The organism is Aequorivita capsosiphonis DSM 23843, from assembly GCF_000429125.1.
Classification (GTDB): Bacteria; Bacteroidota; Bacteroidia; order Flavobacteriales; family Flavobacteriaceae; genus Aequorivita; species Aequorivita capsosiphonis.
In genome coordinates this window covers 233,192-247,996 of sequence record NZ_AUBG01000001.1, presented here as the reverse complement: position 1 = coordinate 247,996, position 14,805 = coordinate 233,192, and the positions used below count along the sequence as shown (strand labels likewise).

16 protein-coding genes and 1 riboswitch are annotated in these 14,805 nt (G+C 37.2%); of the genes, 10 read left to right on the top strand and 6 right to left on the bottom strand.

All coding sequences use genetic code 11. From position 1 onward, the window contains the following. Window positions 1–9: 9 nt before the first annotated feature. The 7 genes from G440_RS0101285 to pgi all read left to right on the top strand — a co-directional run bounded on the left by G440_RS0101285 (window position 10) and on the right by pgi (window position 7,956). On the top strand, window positions 10–483 hold the full coding sequence (locus tag G440_RS0101285) for an RpiB/LacA/LacB family sugar-phosphate isomerase (protein ID WP_026449638.1): 474 nt from the start codon (window positions 10–12) through the stop codon (window positions 481–483). A 189-nt stretch (window positions 484–672) separates the two neighbouring features. Continuing rightward, a complete protein-coding gene (tal, locus tag G440_RS0101280) occupies window positions 673–1,764 on the top strand; it encodes a transaldolase (RefSeq protein WP_034258748.1) in 1,092 nt (363 codons plus the stop codon). 4 nt (window positions 1,765–1,768) lie between these two features. Then, on the top strand, window positions 1,769–2,392 hold the full coding sequence (locus G440_RS0101275) for an HAD family hydrolase (protein WP_026449636.1): 624 nt from the start codon (window positions 1,769–1,771) through the stop codon (window positions 2,390–2,392). 7 nt (window positions 2,393–2,399) lie between these two features. After that, the gene (gene gndA / locus G440_RS0101270) at window positions 2,400–3,824 is read left to right on the top strand and encodes an NADP-dependent phosphogluconate dehydrogenase (protein ID WP_026449635.1); all 1,425 of its coding nucleotides are present in this window, start codon (window positions 2,400–2,402) and stop codon (window positions 3,822–3,824) included. A 45-nt stretch (window positions 3,825–3,869) separates the two neighbouring features. Then, entirely contained in the window at window positions 3,870–5,393 is a 1,524-nt protein-coding gene (gene zwf, locus G440_RS0101265) for a glucose-6-phosphate dehydrogenase (protein ID WP_034258745.1), read from the top strand. A gap of 2 nt (window positions 5,394–5,395) precedes the next feature. Continuing rightward, window positions 5,396–6,118 (top strand): 6-phosphogluconolactonase, encoded by a 723-nt coding sequence (gene pgl / locus G440_RS0101260; protein ID WP_026449633.1) that lies wholly within the window; start codon window positions 5,396–5,398, stop codon window positions 6,116–6,118. A 185-nt stretch (window positions 6,119–6,303) separates the two neighbouring features. After that, window positions 6,304–7,956 (top strand): glucose-6-phosphate isomerase, encoded by a 1,653-nt coding sequence (gene pgi, locus G440_RS0101255; RefSeq protein WP_026449632.1) that lies wholly within the window; start codon window positions 6,304–6,306, stop codon window positions 7,954–7,956. A gap of 182 nt (window positions 7,957–8,138) precedes the next feature. Here the strand turns inward: pgi and G440_RS0101250 are convergent, their stop codons facing one another. The 4 genes from G440_RS0101250 to G440_RS0101235 form a co-directional block, all read right to left on the bottom strand. Continuing rightward, window positions 8,139–9,185 (bottom strand): glycoside hydrolase family 130 protein, encoded by a 1,047-nt coding sequence (locus G440_RS0101250; protein WP_211228184.1) that lies wholly within the window; start codon window positions 9,183–9,185, stop codon window positions 8,139–8,141. A 166-nt stretch (window positions 9,186–9,351) separates the two neighbouring features. Continuing rightward, the gene (locus G440_RS0101245; protein ID WP_026449630.1) at window positions 9,352–10,098 is read right to left on the bottom strand and encodes an HAD-IIB family hydrolase; all 747 of its coding nucleotides are present in this window, start codon (window positions 10,096–10,098) and stop codon (window positions 9,352–9,354) included. A 4-nt stretch (window positions 10,099–10,102) separates the two neighbouring features. Further along, the gene (locus tag G440_RS0101240; RefSeq protein WP_026449629.1) at window positions 10,103–11,098 is read right to left on the bottom strand and encodes a type I phosphomannose isomerase catalytic subunit; all 996 of its coding nucleotides are present in this window, start codon (window positions 11,096–11,098) and stop codon (window positions 10,103–10,105) included. Window positions 11,099–11,429: 331 nt separating this feature from the next. After that, window positions 11,430–11,855, bottom strand: a complete 426-nt coding sequence (locus G440_RS0101235) for an Lrp/AsnC family transcriptional regulator (protein WP_026449628.1) — start codon at window positions 11,853–11,855, stop codon at window positions 11,430–11,432. Between the two features lie 128 nt (window positions 11,856–11,983). Between G440_RS0101235 and G440_RS0101230 the strand changes: the two genes are divergently transcribed. From G440_RS0101230 to G440_RS19215, 3 genes are all read left to right on the top strand, one after another. Further along, window positions 11,984–12,700 carry a sulfite exporter TauE/SafE family protein gene (locus G440_RS0101230; protein ID WP_026449627.1) on the top strand — a complete coding sequence of 239 codons (717 nt, stop codon included), beginning with the start codon at window positions 11,984–11,986 and terminating at the stop codon, window positions 12,698–12,700. Window positions 12,701–12,888: 188 nt separating this feature from the next. Continuing rightward, window positions 12,889–13,164 carry a hypothetical protein gene (locus G440_RS0101225; protein ID WP_026449626.1) on the top strand — a complete coding sequence of 92 codons (276 nt, stop codon included), beginning with the start codon at window positions 12,889–12,891 and terminating at the stop codon, window positions 13,162–13,164. A gap of 74 nt (window positions 13,165–13,238) precedes the next feature. Further along, the gene (locus G440_RS19215) at window positions 13,239–13,526 is read left to right on the top strand and encodes a hypothetical protein (protein WP_157417805.1); all 288 of its coding nucleotides are present in this window, start codon (window positions 13,239–13,241) and stop codon (window positions 13,524–13,526) included. A 50-nt stretch (window positions 13,527–13,576) separates the two neighbouring features. On the opposite strand, the gene G440_RS0101215 is transcribed toward G440_RS19215, so the two are convergent. Continuing rightward, entirely contained in the window at window positions 13,577–14,209 is a 633-nt protein-coding gene (locus tag G440_RS0101215; protein WP_034258743.1) for a 7-cyano-7-deazaguanine/7-aminomethyl-7-deazaguanine transporter, read from the bottom strand. 4 nt (window positions 14,210–14,213) lie between these two features. Further along, a riboswitch (PreQ1 riboswitch) is annotated at window positions 14,214–14,258 on the bottom strand. Between the two features lie 129 nt (window positions 14,259–14,387). Next, window positions 14,388–14,639 (bottom strand): hypothetical protein, encoded by a 252-nt coding sequence (locus tag G440_RS0101210; protein ID WP_026449624.1) that lies wholly within the window; start codon window positions 14,637–14,639, stop codon window positions 14,388–14,390. Window positions 14,640–14,805 lie beyond the last annotated feature (166 nt).

Sequence of the window (14,805 nt, the reverse complement as noted above, 5' to 3'; positions counted from 1 at the left end):
TAAGAATCAATGTCAAAAGAACCACTTAAAAAAATAGGCATATGCGCAGACCACGGCGGTTTTGAACTCAAGGAGAAGATAAAATCCTTCTTAAAAAAAAACCACTTTGAACTTGTAGATTTTGGAGCAATGGAGTTGGATGAAACCGACGATTATCCTGATTTCGTGATTCCCTTAGCAAAAGCAGTGGCGGCAAATGAAGTATTTCGAGGCATTGCAATATGCGGGAGTGGAGTAGGAGCTTGCGTCGCAGCCAATAAAGTTTCAGGCATAAAAGCAGCTTTAATCACCGATTATTTCTCCGCTCATCAAGGTGTAGAAGATGACGATATGAATATAATTTGCCTCGGCGGAAGAGTTACAGGATATGCCGCTTCCGAAGAATATGTAGAAGTGTTCTTAAACGCAAAATTCATCGGAGCAGAAAGACATCTTAGACGATTGCGGAAAATTCAGAAATTGGAATTAAAGAATAGAGAATAAAGAACAAAGAATAGAGAAAAGCAGAATCAGGCTAAAGGCTTGCCCACCAGAGGAGGGGATTCAGGAAACAGGACTAAAGAGAAACAGGACGGTTTGCATTCCTAATTTAAATTATAACTCAATAAACAATGAAGCCAGACCTATAACTTGAAACCTGCAACTTGAAACATTAAACCAAAAACTTACATTATGAACCCATTAAATAAAATACGAAAACTAGACCAGAGTATCTGGCTTGATTTACTTGATCGCGAAATCATGAATTCAGGGAAATTGCAAAGCTTGATAGATGATGACGATCTACGCGGCCTCACTTCAAATCCATCAATTTTTGAAAAAGCCATCAGTGGCAGTTCGGATTACGATGATGATATAACCAAGCTTTCAAAAAATGAAGATGATAATGCAGTCATTTTTTTCGATATGGCTATTGACGATATTCAAAGGGCAGCAGATATTTTTAAGCCCGTTTATGAAGAAACCAAGGGTACGGACGGTTTTGTTAGTTTGGAAGTATCCCCGCTTCTGGCAAGAGATACGGAAGGAACGATTAAGCAGGCGCAGGATCTTTGGAAACGAGTGGATCGTAAAAACGTAATGATCAAAATTCCTGGAACGAAAGAAGGTTTGCCAGCAATCCGGAAATGTCTGAGCAAGGGCATTAATGTCAATGTAACTTTGCTCTTTGGATTACCACGCTATCGTGAAATAACCGAAGCTTTTATGAGCGGACTTGAAGACCGACTTAAAGCCGACAAGCCGATAGATAATTTGGCCTCGGTAGCCAGTTTTTTCTTGAGTAGAATTGATGTGATGGTGGATCCTATGCTGAAGAAAAACAATGCTGATGACTTGGTAGGGGAAATTGCTGTCGCTTCCGCAAAAAAAGCATATCAAATATACCTGGAGGTGATTGCGAGTGATCGTTTTAAAAAGCTTGAAGCTAAGGGAGCGCAAAGACAACGCGTACTTTGGGCGAGTACCAGTACCAAAGACCCTTCCTTTAGCGATGTGAAATATGTGGAAAACATAATAGGAAGAGAAACCATAAATACCTTGCCAATGGAGACTATTGATGCGTTTCGGGATCACGGGGAAGCCGCAAGAACCCTGACCAGAGGAATCGATCACGCCAATAAAGCAATGGATGACTTAAAGAATACCGGAATTGATATTGATGAGATCACCAAGAATCTGGTGGATGAAGGAATAGAAAAATTCAACAAAGCCTACGATAAATTGCTCAAAAGTATAGCAGATCAGAGACGTAACAAAAACTAAAGCAATGACTGATTTTGATCCATCGAAAATAAAAGTTGTGTTTATGGATATTGGCGGTGTATTGCTCACCAATGGCTGGGGCCATGAATCGCGTCAAAAGGCAGCAAAATTTTTTGACTTTGATTATGATGAAATGAACGTTCTGCACAATTTCATATATAACGTTTTTGAGATTGGAGGAATTTCACTTGACGAATACCTCGATACAACAATATTTAATTGTCCAAGGGATTTTACGAGAGCGGAATTTAAAGAATTTATGTATGCCCAATCAGTAGAATTACCCAAAATGCTTCCGTGGGTGAAATCATGGAAAAAACAAACAGATTTGCCCGTATTTGCACTCAGTAATGAAAGTTGGGATCTCAATGAGTATCGAATTCACACTTTTAAGTTGCACGAAGTGTTCGATGGATTCTTTTCATCTTGTTATATCGGGTATCGCAAACCAGATCCACGTATTTATGAAAAAGCATTGCAAATTACGCAGGTGGAACCTTCAGAATGTGTTTATTTTGACGACAGGCTGATGTTGGTCGATGCAGCTAAAAAACTGAAAATGAACGCTATTCATCATCAAGAATTTGAAACCAGTAAAAATATTCTTGAAAATTTTATACGAAAATAATACTATCATGAAAAAGGAAAATCAAAGTGAATTCGGACTGATCGGTTTAGGAACTATGGGTTCGAACCTGTTGCAAAATATTGCGGATCACGGGTATAACTGCTCTGGATATGACAACAATTATAAGAAAGTAGATGCACTCAATCAATTGGATCGAGGAAATATCCACGGTTTCGCTAATATCAAGGATTTTGTAATGAGCCTGAATGTCCCAAGGGTGGTTATGATGTCTGTACCTGCTGGGAAAGTTGTAGATATCGTTATTGAAGAATTGGTGGGAGTAATGGAGAAAGGCGATATCATTATTGATGGTGGAAATTCGCATTTCACTGAAACCGAACGTCGCTACAAAGATTTGGAGGAAAAAGGTTTTCTCTTTTTGGGTATGGGTATTTCCGGAGGGGCAGAAGGTGCCAGGAAAGGTCCGAGTATGATGCCCGGAGGCGATAAAAAGGCCTATGATACAGTGGCGACCCTTCTCGAAAAAATTGCAGCCCACGTCAACGGCGAACCAACTGTTGCCTATATGGGAGCTCGTTCGGCAGGGCATTTTGTAAAAATGGTGCATAATGGAATTGAATATGCGCTGATGCAGCTTATCTCTGAAACTTATGAAATCATGAAAGAAGGATTTCAGATGAATGATAATGAGATGCATGCGGTATATGAAAAATGGAACGAAGGTAGGTTGCAATCCTACCTGATTGAAATTACCCGGGATATTTTCGCTTATAAAAAGCCAGGCGAAAAGTTATTGTTGCTAAACGATATTAAAGACGAAGCCAAAGCAACGGGAACTGGAAAGTGGACTTCGCAAGCCGCAATGGATCTAGGATTACCTGTTCCGATTATTGATATTTCAGTGGCAATGCGCGACTTGTCAAAATATAAGGATTTACGTGTCAAGGCTTCCACAATGTACCCTGGTTCGCAAGACATAAAGTACGGTGGCAACGCAGATAAATATATCGCCAAAATGGAAGCGGCATATTATTTTGGAATGATGTCGGCATATGCACAAGGAATGCATTTGCTATACCATGCTAATGAAGAATACAAATATGGTCTGAATATGGATTTGATTGCAAAAATCTGGCGTGGAGGCTGTATTATCCGATCCGAATTTTTGGAAGATATTTTTGCCGCCTATAAAAAGGATTCGAAACTTAAGCATTTGTTTTTAGATAACTCTATTCATGATAACCTTATTATGAGCCTTGATGGAATTCGAGCTGTGGTTTCCGATGCCTCGAAACACGGTGTAGCGGTACCAGCTTTCTCGGCAGCTTTAAGTTATTTCGACAATTTCAGAAGTGCTGAGATGCCGGCAAACCTTATTATGGCGCAGCGTGATTATTTTGGGTCACATACCTACGAGCTCACTGGAAAAGAAGGTACATTTCATACGGAATGGGAAGACGCGAATAATTAGGAATAAACCGTATTATTAAATCAAAGATTTAAAAATTTTAAAATCATGGCACAGACATCAAGTAAAGAGTCAAATTCAGCTATTTTTATCATTTTCGGTGGAACTGGAGATCTTACCAAAAGGAAAATTATCCCAGCTCTGTACAATATATTTCTTGAAAGTCGGCTACCTGAAAAATTTGCCGTCATCGGCACTGGACGCAGCAAATTTACCGATGCTAAATACCAAAGTTCGCTATTGGATGCAGTAAATGAATTTTCGCGTAGGGGGAAAGCTAAAAAGGAAGAATGGTCAAAGTTCGCCTCGCATATCAGCTATCAGATAGCAAATATAAAAGATGCTTCTGAGTATAAAGAATTTGGAACGAGAATAGATGCCCTTAAAAAAGAGTGGAAAGAAGACCCTTCCATAGTTTATTACTGCGCGGTTTCACCAGAATTTTTTTGCACTATAGCCGAGAATTTACACAAAAGTAAATTAGAGAATAACGAGAAAACTACACGTATTGTAATAGAAAAACCCTTTGGTAGCGACCTGCAATCTGCAAAAGATCTAAACAATAAGTTGCTCACTATCTTTAATGAAAAACAGATTTATCGGATCGATCATTATTTAGGGAAAGAAGTAGTTCAAAATGTTATGGCCTTTCGTTTTGCCAATGCAATCATGGAACCTCTTTGGAACCGTAACCATATTGAACACGTACAAATTTCGGTAACCGAACAAATTGGAGTAGGATCCCGAGGAGATTATTTTGACAATGCAGGAATCTTGCGCGATATGGTTCAAAACCATTTGTTACAGCTGTTATGTATTATTGCTATGGAACCACCGATTAGTTTTGATGCTGACGTAGTCAGAGATCGTAAGGTAGAGGTATTGCAGGCCATGAGAAAAATAAACCCTGGAAAGGTAGACACAATTGCTGCTCGAGGACAATATGGTTCAGGATGGGTAGAAGGAAAAGAAGTGCCTGGTTATCGCGACGAGGAGGATGTAGATTCCAATTCCAATACCGAAACTTATGCAGCATTAAAATTTTATGTGGATAACTGGCGCTGGCAGGGAGTTCCTTTTTATTTACGTACCGGCAAGCGACTTTTTAAAACTGCTTCACTTATCACAATTCAATTTCGGGAAGTGCCACATAATATGTTCCATGGTGAAGAAGGGAATGTTCCGAAACAGAACAGACTTGTTATCAGTATACAACCCGATATGGGGATTAGATTTCAATTGGAAAGCAAAAAACCCGGCCTAGAAATGACGCTAAATACGGTTGATATGGTTTTTGACTATATGGGAAAAACTAAATCAGAATCGCCGGAAGCTTATGAAACGCTTTTACTGGATATCATTTCAGGAGATCAAACCTTATTTATGCGTGCAGATCAAGTAGAAGAAGCATGGGATATGATTATGCCCGTACTCGATTTTTGGGAAAAGAATAAATCAGCCAATTTTCCAAACTATCCAGCCGATTCTTGGGGGCCAGAAAACGCAGAAGCTCTTATCGCCAAAGATGGATATCACTGGTTTAATCTGCCGGAAAAAAATAAAAAAGACTAAAAATGGGATTAGACATTTATAAGGATTTGAATGATTTGTTAAACGCTTTGGCAAGAGCGATTTGCGATGCTTCAGAAGAGGCAATTAATGCTCGTGGACAATTCAATTTTGTGCTCTCCGGTGGGAATTCTCCCAGAAAATTGTACAAATTATTGGCCTCTAAAAAGTATAGAAATAAGATTGATTGGGATAAAACGTATTTTTTCTTTGGAGATGAACGCTTTGTTCCAAGGGCTGATTCACAAAGAAATTCTCTAATGGCAAAAGAAGCTTTGTTTGATCCGTTGGGCATTTCCGAATCTCATGTTTTTAATGTTATTACTAATGGTACTCCTGAGGAAGCAGCCCAGAGATATGCAGATTCCATAATGGCCCATTTTCAAGATAAATCAATTGAATTTGATTTTATACTTTTGGGACTTGGCGATAATGCACATACCGCTTCCCTTTTTCCAAATACTACCGTAGTGAAAGAAACGGAAGCCACTATTAAGTCGGTATTTGTTAAAGAACTAGATATGTATAGAATTACAATGACGGCACCGCTAATCAATCAGGCAAGAAATATTGCATTTTTGGTTTTTGGAAAAGATAAGTCTGAGGCGGTATATCAGGTTTTGGAAGATACAACGAGTTCGGTTAAGCAATATCCGGCTCGATTAATCAATTCAAATGATAAAAAAGTGGTGTGGTATTTAGATACCTTCGCAGCCTCTCGTTTATAAAAAAAAATAAATTAATATAATTTGAGTGATATTACTTAAAGACATCCTAAGGAAATGTAATAGGAAAGGCGTTAAGATCTCTTAATCTTTAACCAATGTTTAGTCCTACGTCTTCCGGCCTTAAGTCATAATTTTTATTCTAAAAGCACAACACTTTAAAAAATAATTCTCTAAAAATTTCAATTATGTTCCCAAAAATTAATCCCACAGAAACACCAGCTTGGAAAGCATTAATCGATCATCAGAACGATATGAAAAAGGTGCAGATGAAGGACCTTTTTGCAAAAGATTCCAAGAGGTTTGAAAAAATGTCTATTAAGTTTGATAACATCCTTTTTGATTATTCCAAAAACATCATCACGGACGAAACACTTGAGAAGCTTCTGCAACTTACAGCTGATTGTAAGGTGAAAACTGCGCGGGAAGCCATGTTTGCTGGTGAAAAAATAAATGAAACCGAAGATAGGGCAGTAATGCACACTGCGCTACGAAACTTCTCAGGGAAATCAGTTACCATTGACGGGAAAGATATTATGCCAGAAATTCGAGCAACGCGTCAGAAAATGAAGGCTTTTTGTGAAAAAATCCATAGTGGATCGTGGAAGGGATATACTGGGAAGAAAATAAAGAACATTGTTAATATAGGAATCGGTGGAAGCGATCTTGGTCCTGTAATGGTGACTGAAGCCTTAAAATCGTATTGGATTGAAGGAATTCACGCGCATTTTATTTCTAATGTAGATGGAACCGACATAGTGGAAACCTTAAAAGATTTAAACCCTGATGAAACACTTTTTACTATCGCTTCAAAAACTTTCACTACTCAGGAAACTATGACTAATGCGCACACTGCGCGTGAATGGTTTTTAAAATCGGCTAAAGACGAAAAATATATTGAAAAGCATTTTGTAGCCCTTTCCACTAACAAAGCTGGGGTTGAGAAATTTGGAATAGACCCTGAAAATATGTTCACGTTTTGGGATTGGGTAGGAGGTCGTTATAGCCTTTGGAGTAGTATAGGGCTTTCCATCGCACTTACGGTGGGGTATGATAATTTTGAACAATTATTAAAAGGTGCCGAGTCAACCGATAATCATTTCAGATCAACAGAGTTTAATAAGAATATTCCCGTTATTATGGCGCTGGTTGGTTTATGGTATACTAATTTCTTCGGTTCTGAAACTGAAGCTATTTTACCTTATGATCAATATATGCACCGTTTTCCGGCCTATTTTCAGCAGGGAAATATGGAGAGCAACGGGAAACATACCGATAGAAATGGAAATGACGTAACCTATAGCACCGGTCCCGTAGTTTGGGGTGAACCCGGTACTAACGGACAGCATGCATTCTATCAGTTAATTCATCAGGGAACGCATTTAATTCCTTGTGATTTTATAGTGCCTGCCATTAGCCATAACCCAATTGGAGAACATCATCCTATATTGGTTTCTAATTTTTTCGCCCAAACGGAAGCTTTAATGAATGGAAAAGACGCAGATCAAGTGGCCGCTGAACTTAAAGAAAGTGGGATGGATAAATCGAAAATGGAAAAGTTGATTCCATTTAAGGTTTTTACAGGAAATAAACCCACCAATTCATTCTTGCTTAAAGAGATTACGCCATTTTCATTAGGAGCACTTACAGCGCTTTATGAACATAAAATATTTGTACAGGGCGTTATCTGGAATATTTTCAGTTTTGATCAATGGGGCGTAGAACTCGGGAAACAATTAGCCAAGAAAGTACTTCCACAATTGAAAAATGATGATAAAATCACTTCACACGATACTTCTACAAATGGATTGATAAATGCTTATAAACACTGGAGAAGATAAGTTGAGTGACAGCTATAAGCATTAAAATGAAATATTAACCATTAAGGAATTAAGGAGTATCAAGAGTTTGGTTAAAACGCCATTAGTTAATTTTCTTAATCCCTTAATGGTTGAATTAATTAAAAATGGTGAAACGAGTTGAGAAAATAGAATCTACTAATTTTTCTAAGTTCAAAAGAAAACTACTGTTTTAAGGGTATGGTTTCAGGTATTTCCATTTTGGCTACACCTATTCTACTATCCGCCATTCCGTAATACACATCAATCCGGTTGGGTTGTCCAATATCATCACGACGATCTGTGCCGGTCGGAAAGACTACGTCACCTACTGTTCCTATTGTTTCATCACGTAATTCAGGAGTCAATATTGGTTCGTGGGAACGATACAGTATTTTTTGAGGTGCTTTTTCTGATAAGATCATTGCTCCAGCGGAATAGGTAAATTTAGACTCACCTTCGGCCGCATCTTTATGTTTTTGTACTCCATGATAGATCACCAACCATCCATGCTTTGTTAAGATAGGAGGTGCGCCACCTCCAATTTTTAAGTTTTCCCAAGGATAAACGGGGTGGGCCAGACAATGATGCGAAGTGAATTTTGCATTTTCCAAAGATGTTTGCTTTCCTTTTGTTAAGTTAAAATAAGAAATCCAAATACTTTCTTTGTGTTTATCTATTTCTCGATTGTCTTCTTTTTTAATTGTTTCTTCAGGAGTGGTTTCAGGGAATAATGGGCGATGTAACATAGCCATGGACTTATGCTTATGTGGACTGGGAAGGTCAATGGGGAAAAAGCTAGAATCCTTGTCATCTATGTTGGTAAAATCAACATCTTCATAAGGTGAAAATTGAACTAAACCCATTCGTTCCCAAGTAAAAAGATCTTTCGATCTGGCCATTGCAATACGAGGTCCATTTGGTCCAAAAGCTGTATAAGTCATTATGTAATGCTCCACACATTCCACATACGTTATTCGAGGATCTTCACAACCTCCTCCGCCATTTGGACGTTTTTCATAATCGGCATTTGGTTCTATTACAACCCCTAATCTTTCAACATCAATTGGATCGCCAGCTTCATTAAAAAGTACTCTTGCTATGCCAATTCGAGAATAGTTATCCTTGGCTACTAAACGCGGAAAGAGATATAGTTCTCCATCAGGACCTCGAGTAACGCCAGGATTGAGTACGCCTTCAACTTCAAATTCGTTTCCCTTTTCGGGTTTCATTATGGTGCAAATTCGGTGTAATTGGAAGGGAATCATAATTTTTTATGTTTATCCGTTTAGAGATTTTTTAATGCCGTATGTTGAAAAGTGGAAATTTGCTTAAAAAGCAAAAAGTTCATATTCTTTAGTCCTGCGCCTATTCTGCACAGACAATTATTTATATTTCTTAGTTTTTTGTACAAACTATAATCGTCTTGATAATAGTCTTGGTTTCCTCAGGATCTCGAACTTGAATACAGTCCACACCAGTTTTTCGTGCGGGATGATCATTGCCTCCGTCAAAAAGAGCATCACCAATAAAGAGCATTTCAGGTATATCAATTTCTAAAATCTCTTCAAGTTTCCTTATTCCGTAAGCTTTATCAATGCCCGGTTTTACAATATCAATGGAAGTTGTTCCTCCCATCCCGATAGAAAATTCTTTTAGCGTTTTTTTAAGTGGCTCAACAATTTTTTTTCGTTTTGCAAAATCCGGGTCCCAACCTTTTTTTTCCTCCAGGGGTGCTTTTTGCCCTAATGCCGAAAAAGTAATCTGGCTGCCACGATCTTCAATTTGATCTCCCCAAGTTTTTTTGATGTCCAGGTTGGCATTTTCTATTGCACTTTTCAGATTATCAAGGATTTGATTTCTTTCAGCTTCGGTAAAGTTTTCTTCATACAACTCATGCCAATCGTTTTTATATTGATAAAACTTAGTACCACAGGTGGGAAGAATCGTTAACTTTTTGAGCTTAGCATTTTTTGGCAAATGGCTTAGAACCTGTTTTTTAAATTGAGGCCAATCCCCACCAGAAATAATTGAAACAAGAGCCACATCTAGTAAATTGTTAAAGAGTTCGGCCATTTCCTTGTCAATAGCAGATTTGCTTTTGGCTAAGGTGCCGTCTAAATCGAATATGATAAGTTTTTTCATGATTTTATTTCTGTTTTTTATCTGGTATAGCAATTTGAAGTAAGCTAATCTCTTTTTCAGGCTTAAGTTCAAGCGGACCTATAATTGCAGGTAGGAGCATCACTTCACCTTTACTGATTTCGTATTCTTTATCGTTGTATTTCATGGTGCCTTTTCCGTCAATACAAACCAAAATTGTCGGTTCATCTTTTATACCAACGGTAAAATCTGATTTACTTATAATGCGCCAAAGCTTAAAGTGGTCATTATCGAAAAGTTTTTCAGCATTTTTAATTTCCTTGCTTTTTACAGGACTTACTGGCCCAATATCCACTTGATCGAAATCAATACAGGCAATGGCTTTATCCAACTGAAGATCGCGTTTCTCTCCTGTTTTTGGATCTGTTCTATCCCAATCATAAAGACGGAAAGTGACATCGCTGTTTTCCTGAACCTCAAAAACTACGGCGCCTTTTAAGGTATGCACCGTTCCCGAATGGATAAATACGGCATCGTCTTTTTTGGGCACAAAACTGTGGAGCCTATCTGCTACTGATTTGTTTTTAATGGATTCGAGTAGATTTTCTTTATTAGTTCCCTTTTTTAAACCCGCATAAATAAGGCTGTCGTCACTTGTTTCCAAAACTACCCAAGCTTCCGTTTTTCCCGTATCGCCTTTTGGAATATATTCTTTTTGATCGTCTGAAGGATGCACCTGTACCGACAATACTTCGTTGCAATCCAGAAATTTCAACAAGAGTGGAAAATGATCAAAGTCATTGCCAAGTTTTCCCATGATTTCGTATCGGAAATCTTTCATTAACTCCGCAATGGTAGTTCCCTCCAGTTTCCCTTCGTTTACCTTGCTCGCGTGATCTTTCCGGTCGCTCAATAACCATGCTTCTCCTATGGTGTCATCTTTGGGAAGCGGTTTTGAAAGCAGATGTTCCAATCTTCTTCCACCCCAAATACGATATTGATAAATAGGGTCGAATTTCAGTGGATAAATTTGAGTGCTCATCTTTATTTAATTTTAGTAGACCTATGATAATATTTTAACTGTTAAAATACCATTACACCGAACTTTTCCTTTTCAGATAAGATAAGGAGTTCAGCTAAAAAAGAAGTAGAATAAAAGTGCGAAAGAATCACCAAAATGCTGTTACATATTTACGGTGAGATTTACATATATTACAGATTTTTAAGCTTCTGAAATCTGCGAAAATTTAAGGCTACCGATTGAAGAGGGTATTATCTAAATATAGAACGTGTCTTTCTACATTCAAAACGGAAGCTTTAACAAAAAGATCTGGGATGACTCTATAATCTCGTAAAAAATAAACAAAGTTTTATCAGCTTTTATTTTTCTCGATTTCTGATAAAATCAGTAGGGTAGTGGGACTTCCATAACCAATCAGCTTATCTATAAACCGCTGGAGATGTAATTGATCGCGAAGTGCAACCCGAACGTGAATATTATAGGGACCAGTTATTCTAAATGCTTCCTGAACTTCAGGAAAGGTATTGATTTCTGATAAAATGCTTTTTAGTTTCCCGTCAAAGATTTTCAATAAAATAAATACTTCAAGGCCATTGCCTAAAAGTGCTTGGTTTAGCTGAATGTTATAGGATTTTATCACGCCCAAGTCTTCTAGTTTCTGAACACGTTCCCGAACAGAGGAAGGTGAGAGCGCTATTTTTCTGCCTATTTCAGCAAAGGAAGCTCTCGCGTTTTCTTTTAATAAGTTGATTATTTCCGTATCAATTTCATTAATCATTGATTCCATTGTTTTAATTAAAAAAGACTTCTTTTATATGTAAATATAGGCATATTTCCAATTAATCAATTTTAATAGGAAGTGAGTGTCTTGTAATTTTACTGGCAACAATACTTCAATCTTCTTATATGAACACAGAAATCTTTTTAATCCTCTCCATCGGAATATTTGTAGGATTTTATGTACAAACTGTTATTGGTTTTGCTGGCTCCTTAATGGCGCTTCCTATTTTGCTTTTTAAAATGGAGCTTCCGGATGCTATCGCTTATATCTCTATATTCTACATGCTTTCGAGTATTTTTCTCATTGCAAAAGAGTGGCGGAATATTGACAGAAAAATAATTATCCAGCTCGCGATCCCATCTATATTAGGAATAATCGTGGGAATCGCCGTTCTAACTTTTGCCAAACCAATCCTGCTGAAAAGAGGGCTTGGTGTATTTATTTTATTGTACGTGGCCTATGCTCTAATAGGTAAAAAGAAGATAAAACTCAATAAAATAGGAGTTACAAGTTTTGGAATTATGGCAGGATTTTTTTCTGGAATATTCTCCACAGGTGGCCCACTTTACGTTATATGCGTTGAAAACACCGTAAAGAATATTAAAGCTTTTAGAGCCACCATGATCGGTATATCTGGACTTATCTCTATAACTCGTGTTCCAGGTCTAGCAGTGAGCGGGATATTGAATTTTGATCATTTAAAAATGGCCATATTTATAGTTCCCATATTTCTTTTTGCACAATTCTTAGGAAAGCGAACGTTTATGAATATTGAAGAAAAAGTATTCAACAAATCCTTAATGCTACTCTTGTGTTTCTCTGGCATTATTATGATATTTTAAAGTACCAATAAATGTTTTTGAGAGCAGAAAACCAGCGTTTTGACTTACAAATGATGCGATTAAAAAACCGCTGTGCGTGTTATATGGAATGTATTTTTGTGATCTGATGGCTAAACCTTGCAAAACAACTATTCGATTCTTTATCATCATAAATAAGCTGTATTTTTGCTCGTTGAATTTTGTTTGATATGTCACAAAGGATAGACCAAGAGAATGTTCAACATAGTAGTTCTATTGTAGCGGATCAGGATCCGCCATTGATTTCTAAAGGCACTTCAATAGATCAAGAACCAGAACCGGTTTTAGAAAATAAAACAGTCGAAAAAAAATCCTTTTCTGAGCGTTGGCAAACAAATCGATTTTGGCTTGTTCGCGGTTCATACCATGTTTTGAGATCCGTTTGGATGGTTGCCATGTTTATAGGAGGCTTAATTGCGTGGTTGATTTCATTGCTATTTATATGAAATATAGACTTCCGTTAAGGCTATTGCATTTTTATATTCTTCTATCTTTAGTTGTATTTTTAGGTGTGCAAAGCTTGAAATACTTTTCAGTTTCTGGCCCCAATTGGATTTTTCATCACCTCAATGATTTCTTAGTAATTCCGATGGTGGCTACGGTGTGTTTGTACGGTGTCTGGATTATTAAAAAGGACAAGAGTATTCGCCTAAACATTTTTACAATCTTAAGTTTAGTTGCTCTTTTTTCGATTTTTTTTGAATACTACCTTCCGCTACAATCCTATCGATATACTGGAGATATTTGGGATGTGGTTTGCTATTTCTTGGGAGGAGTGGTGTTTTACTTCTTACAGAAAATAGCGTAGAACCTTCTCTTTCGTATTAAGCTTTTTCTTCAAATGAAAAGTTCAGCTTCTTATACTTTCCGTTGTAATTTTTTCGTAACCTGGTCTAGAATCACTTTATAAAGAGGAAGGAAAAACAGCGCGTTTATCACAATTTTAAAAATATAATCCACAGTTGCAATTTCCACTAGATTTTCTGCGAGGTAGGCGTCGGACGTTTTGTAAAATGCAACAGTGAAAAAGACAAAAGTGTCCATCAGATTTCCGAAGATACCCGAAGCCACGGGTGCGTGCCACCATTGTTTGTGCTGCCTCAATTTATTAAATACGAAAACATCTAAAATTTGGCCCACCACATAGGCAGAAAAACTGGCTATTGCAATGCGCGCCACAAAAAGATCGAAGCTGAAAAATGAGTTAAATCCCAACCAAATTCCGTGACGAAAGCCAACGGTAATTAAATAGGAAACAACCAAAGCTGGAAACATGGCATAAAAAATAATCCGCCTTCCCAATCGTGCGCCAAAAATACGCACCGTTAAATCTGTGGCTAAAAAGATAAACGGAAAAGTAAAAGCGCCCCAAGTAGCCTTAAACCCGAATACAGAGATAGGAAATTGTACTAAATAATTGCTTGAAGCAACGATAAGAATATGAAACGCGACTAGTAATAATGCGAGTTTCCGAATGTTTGTAGCGGACATAAATTGTTTCTTAGTTTTTTAACGTGGGAGAATTTCGAACCACGTGTCCATTTTTATTGCAAATATGGAGGCGCAAGGTAATTACTTTTTCATTGTTTAAAGAAGAACTGATAAAAAAGCCCAAGCTTTTTAAATTATCTTGACCTTAAAGGTTCTTGTATTGCTGATAGCATTTCTTTTAGTGTTGTGATAATCGCATCATTTCTTCCATTAATGCCTCGGGAGGTAATTCCTTGGTGAGTTGTTTTAAGGAGGTTTTTGAGTTCTCGCTCATTTTATAAACCTTACTTCCCGTGATTTGCAGTTCCTCTAAATTCTTTATTGTCGTTTCCATGGCAACTATATTGAGCAGTCTTCTTAACTGATCAGAATTTAAATGAGGCGTTCCTTTAACTTTTAAAAAAGTGCTAAAATATTTTATGTATTTCATAATCGGGATTTATTCCAAAATTATGGAATATTTCCAAATGACGAAAATAGAATCTAATATTTCTTTTAAAATTAATGCTGAGGTTTATTTGAAATCAAGGAAGCATTAAATTCTATTAATTTAATTTTGAAATACTCAAAAAATAGAAATTGAAATTCAACTGGCT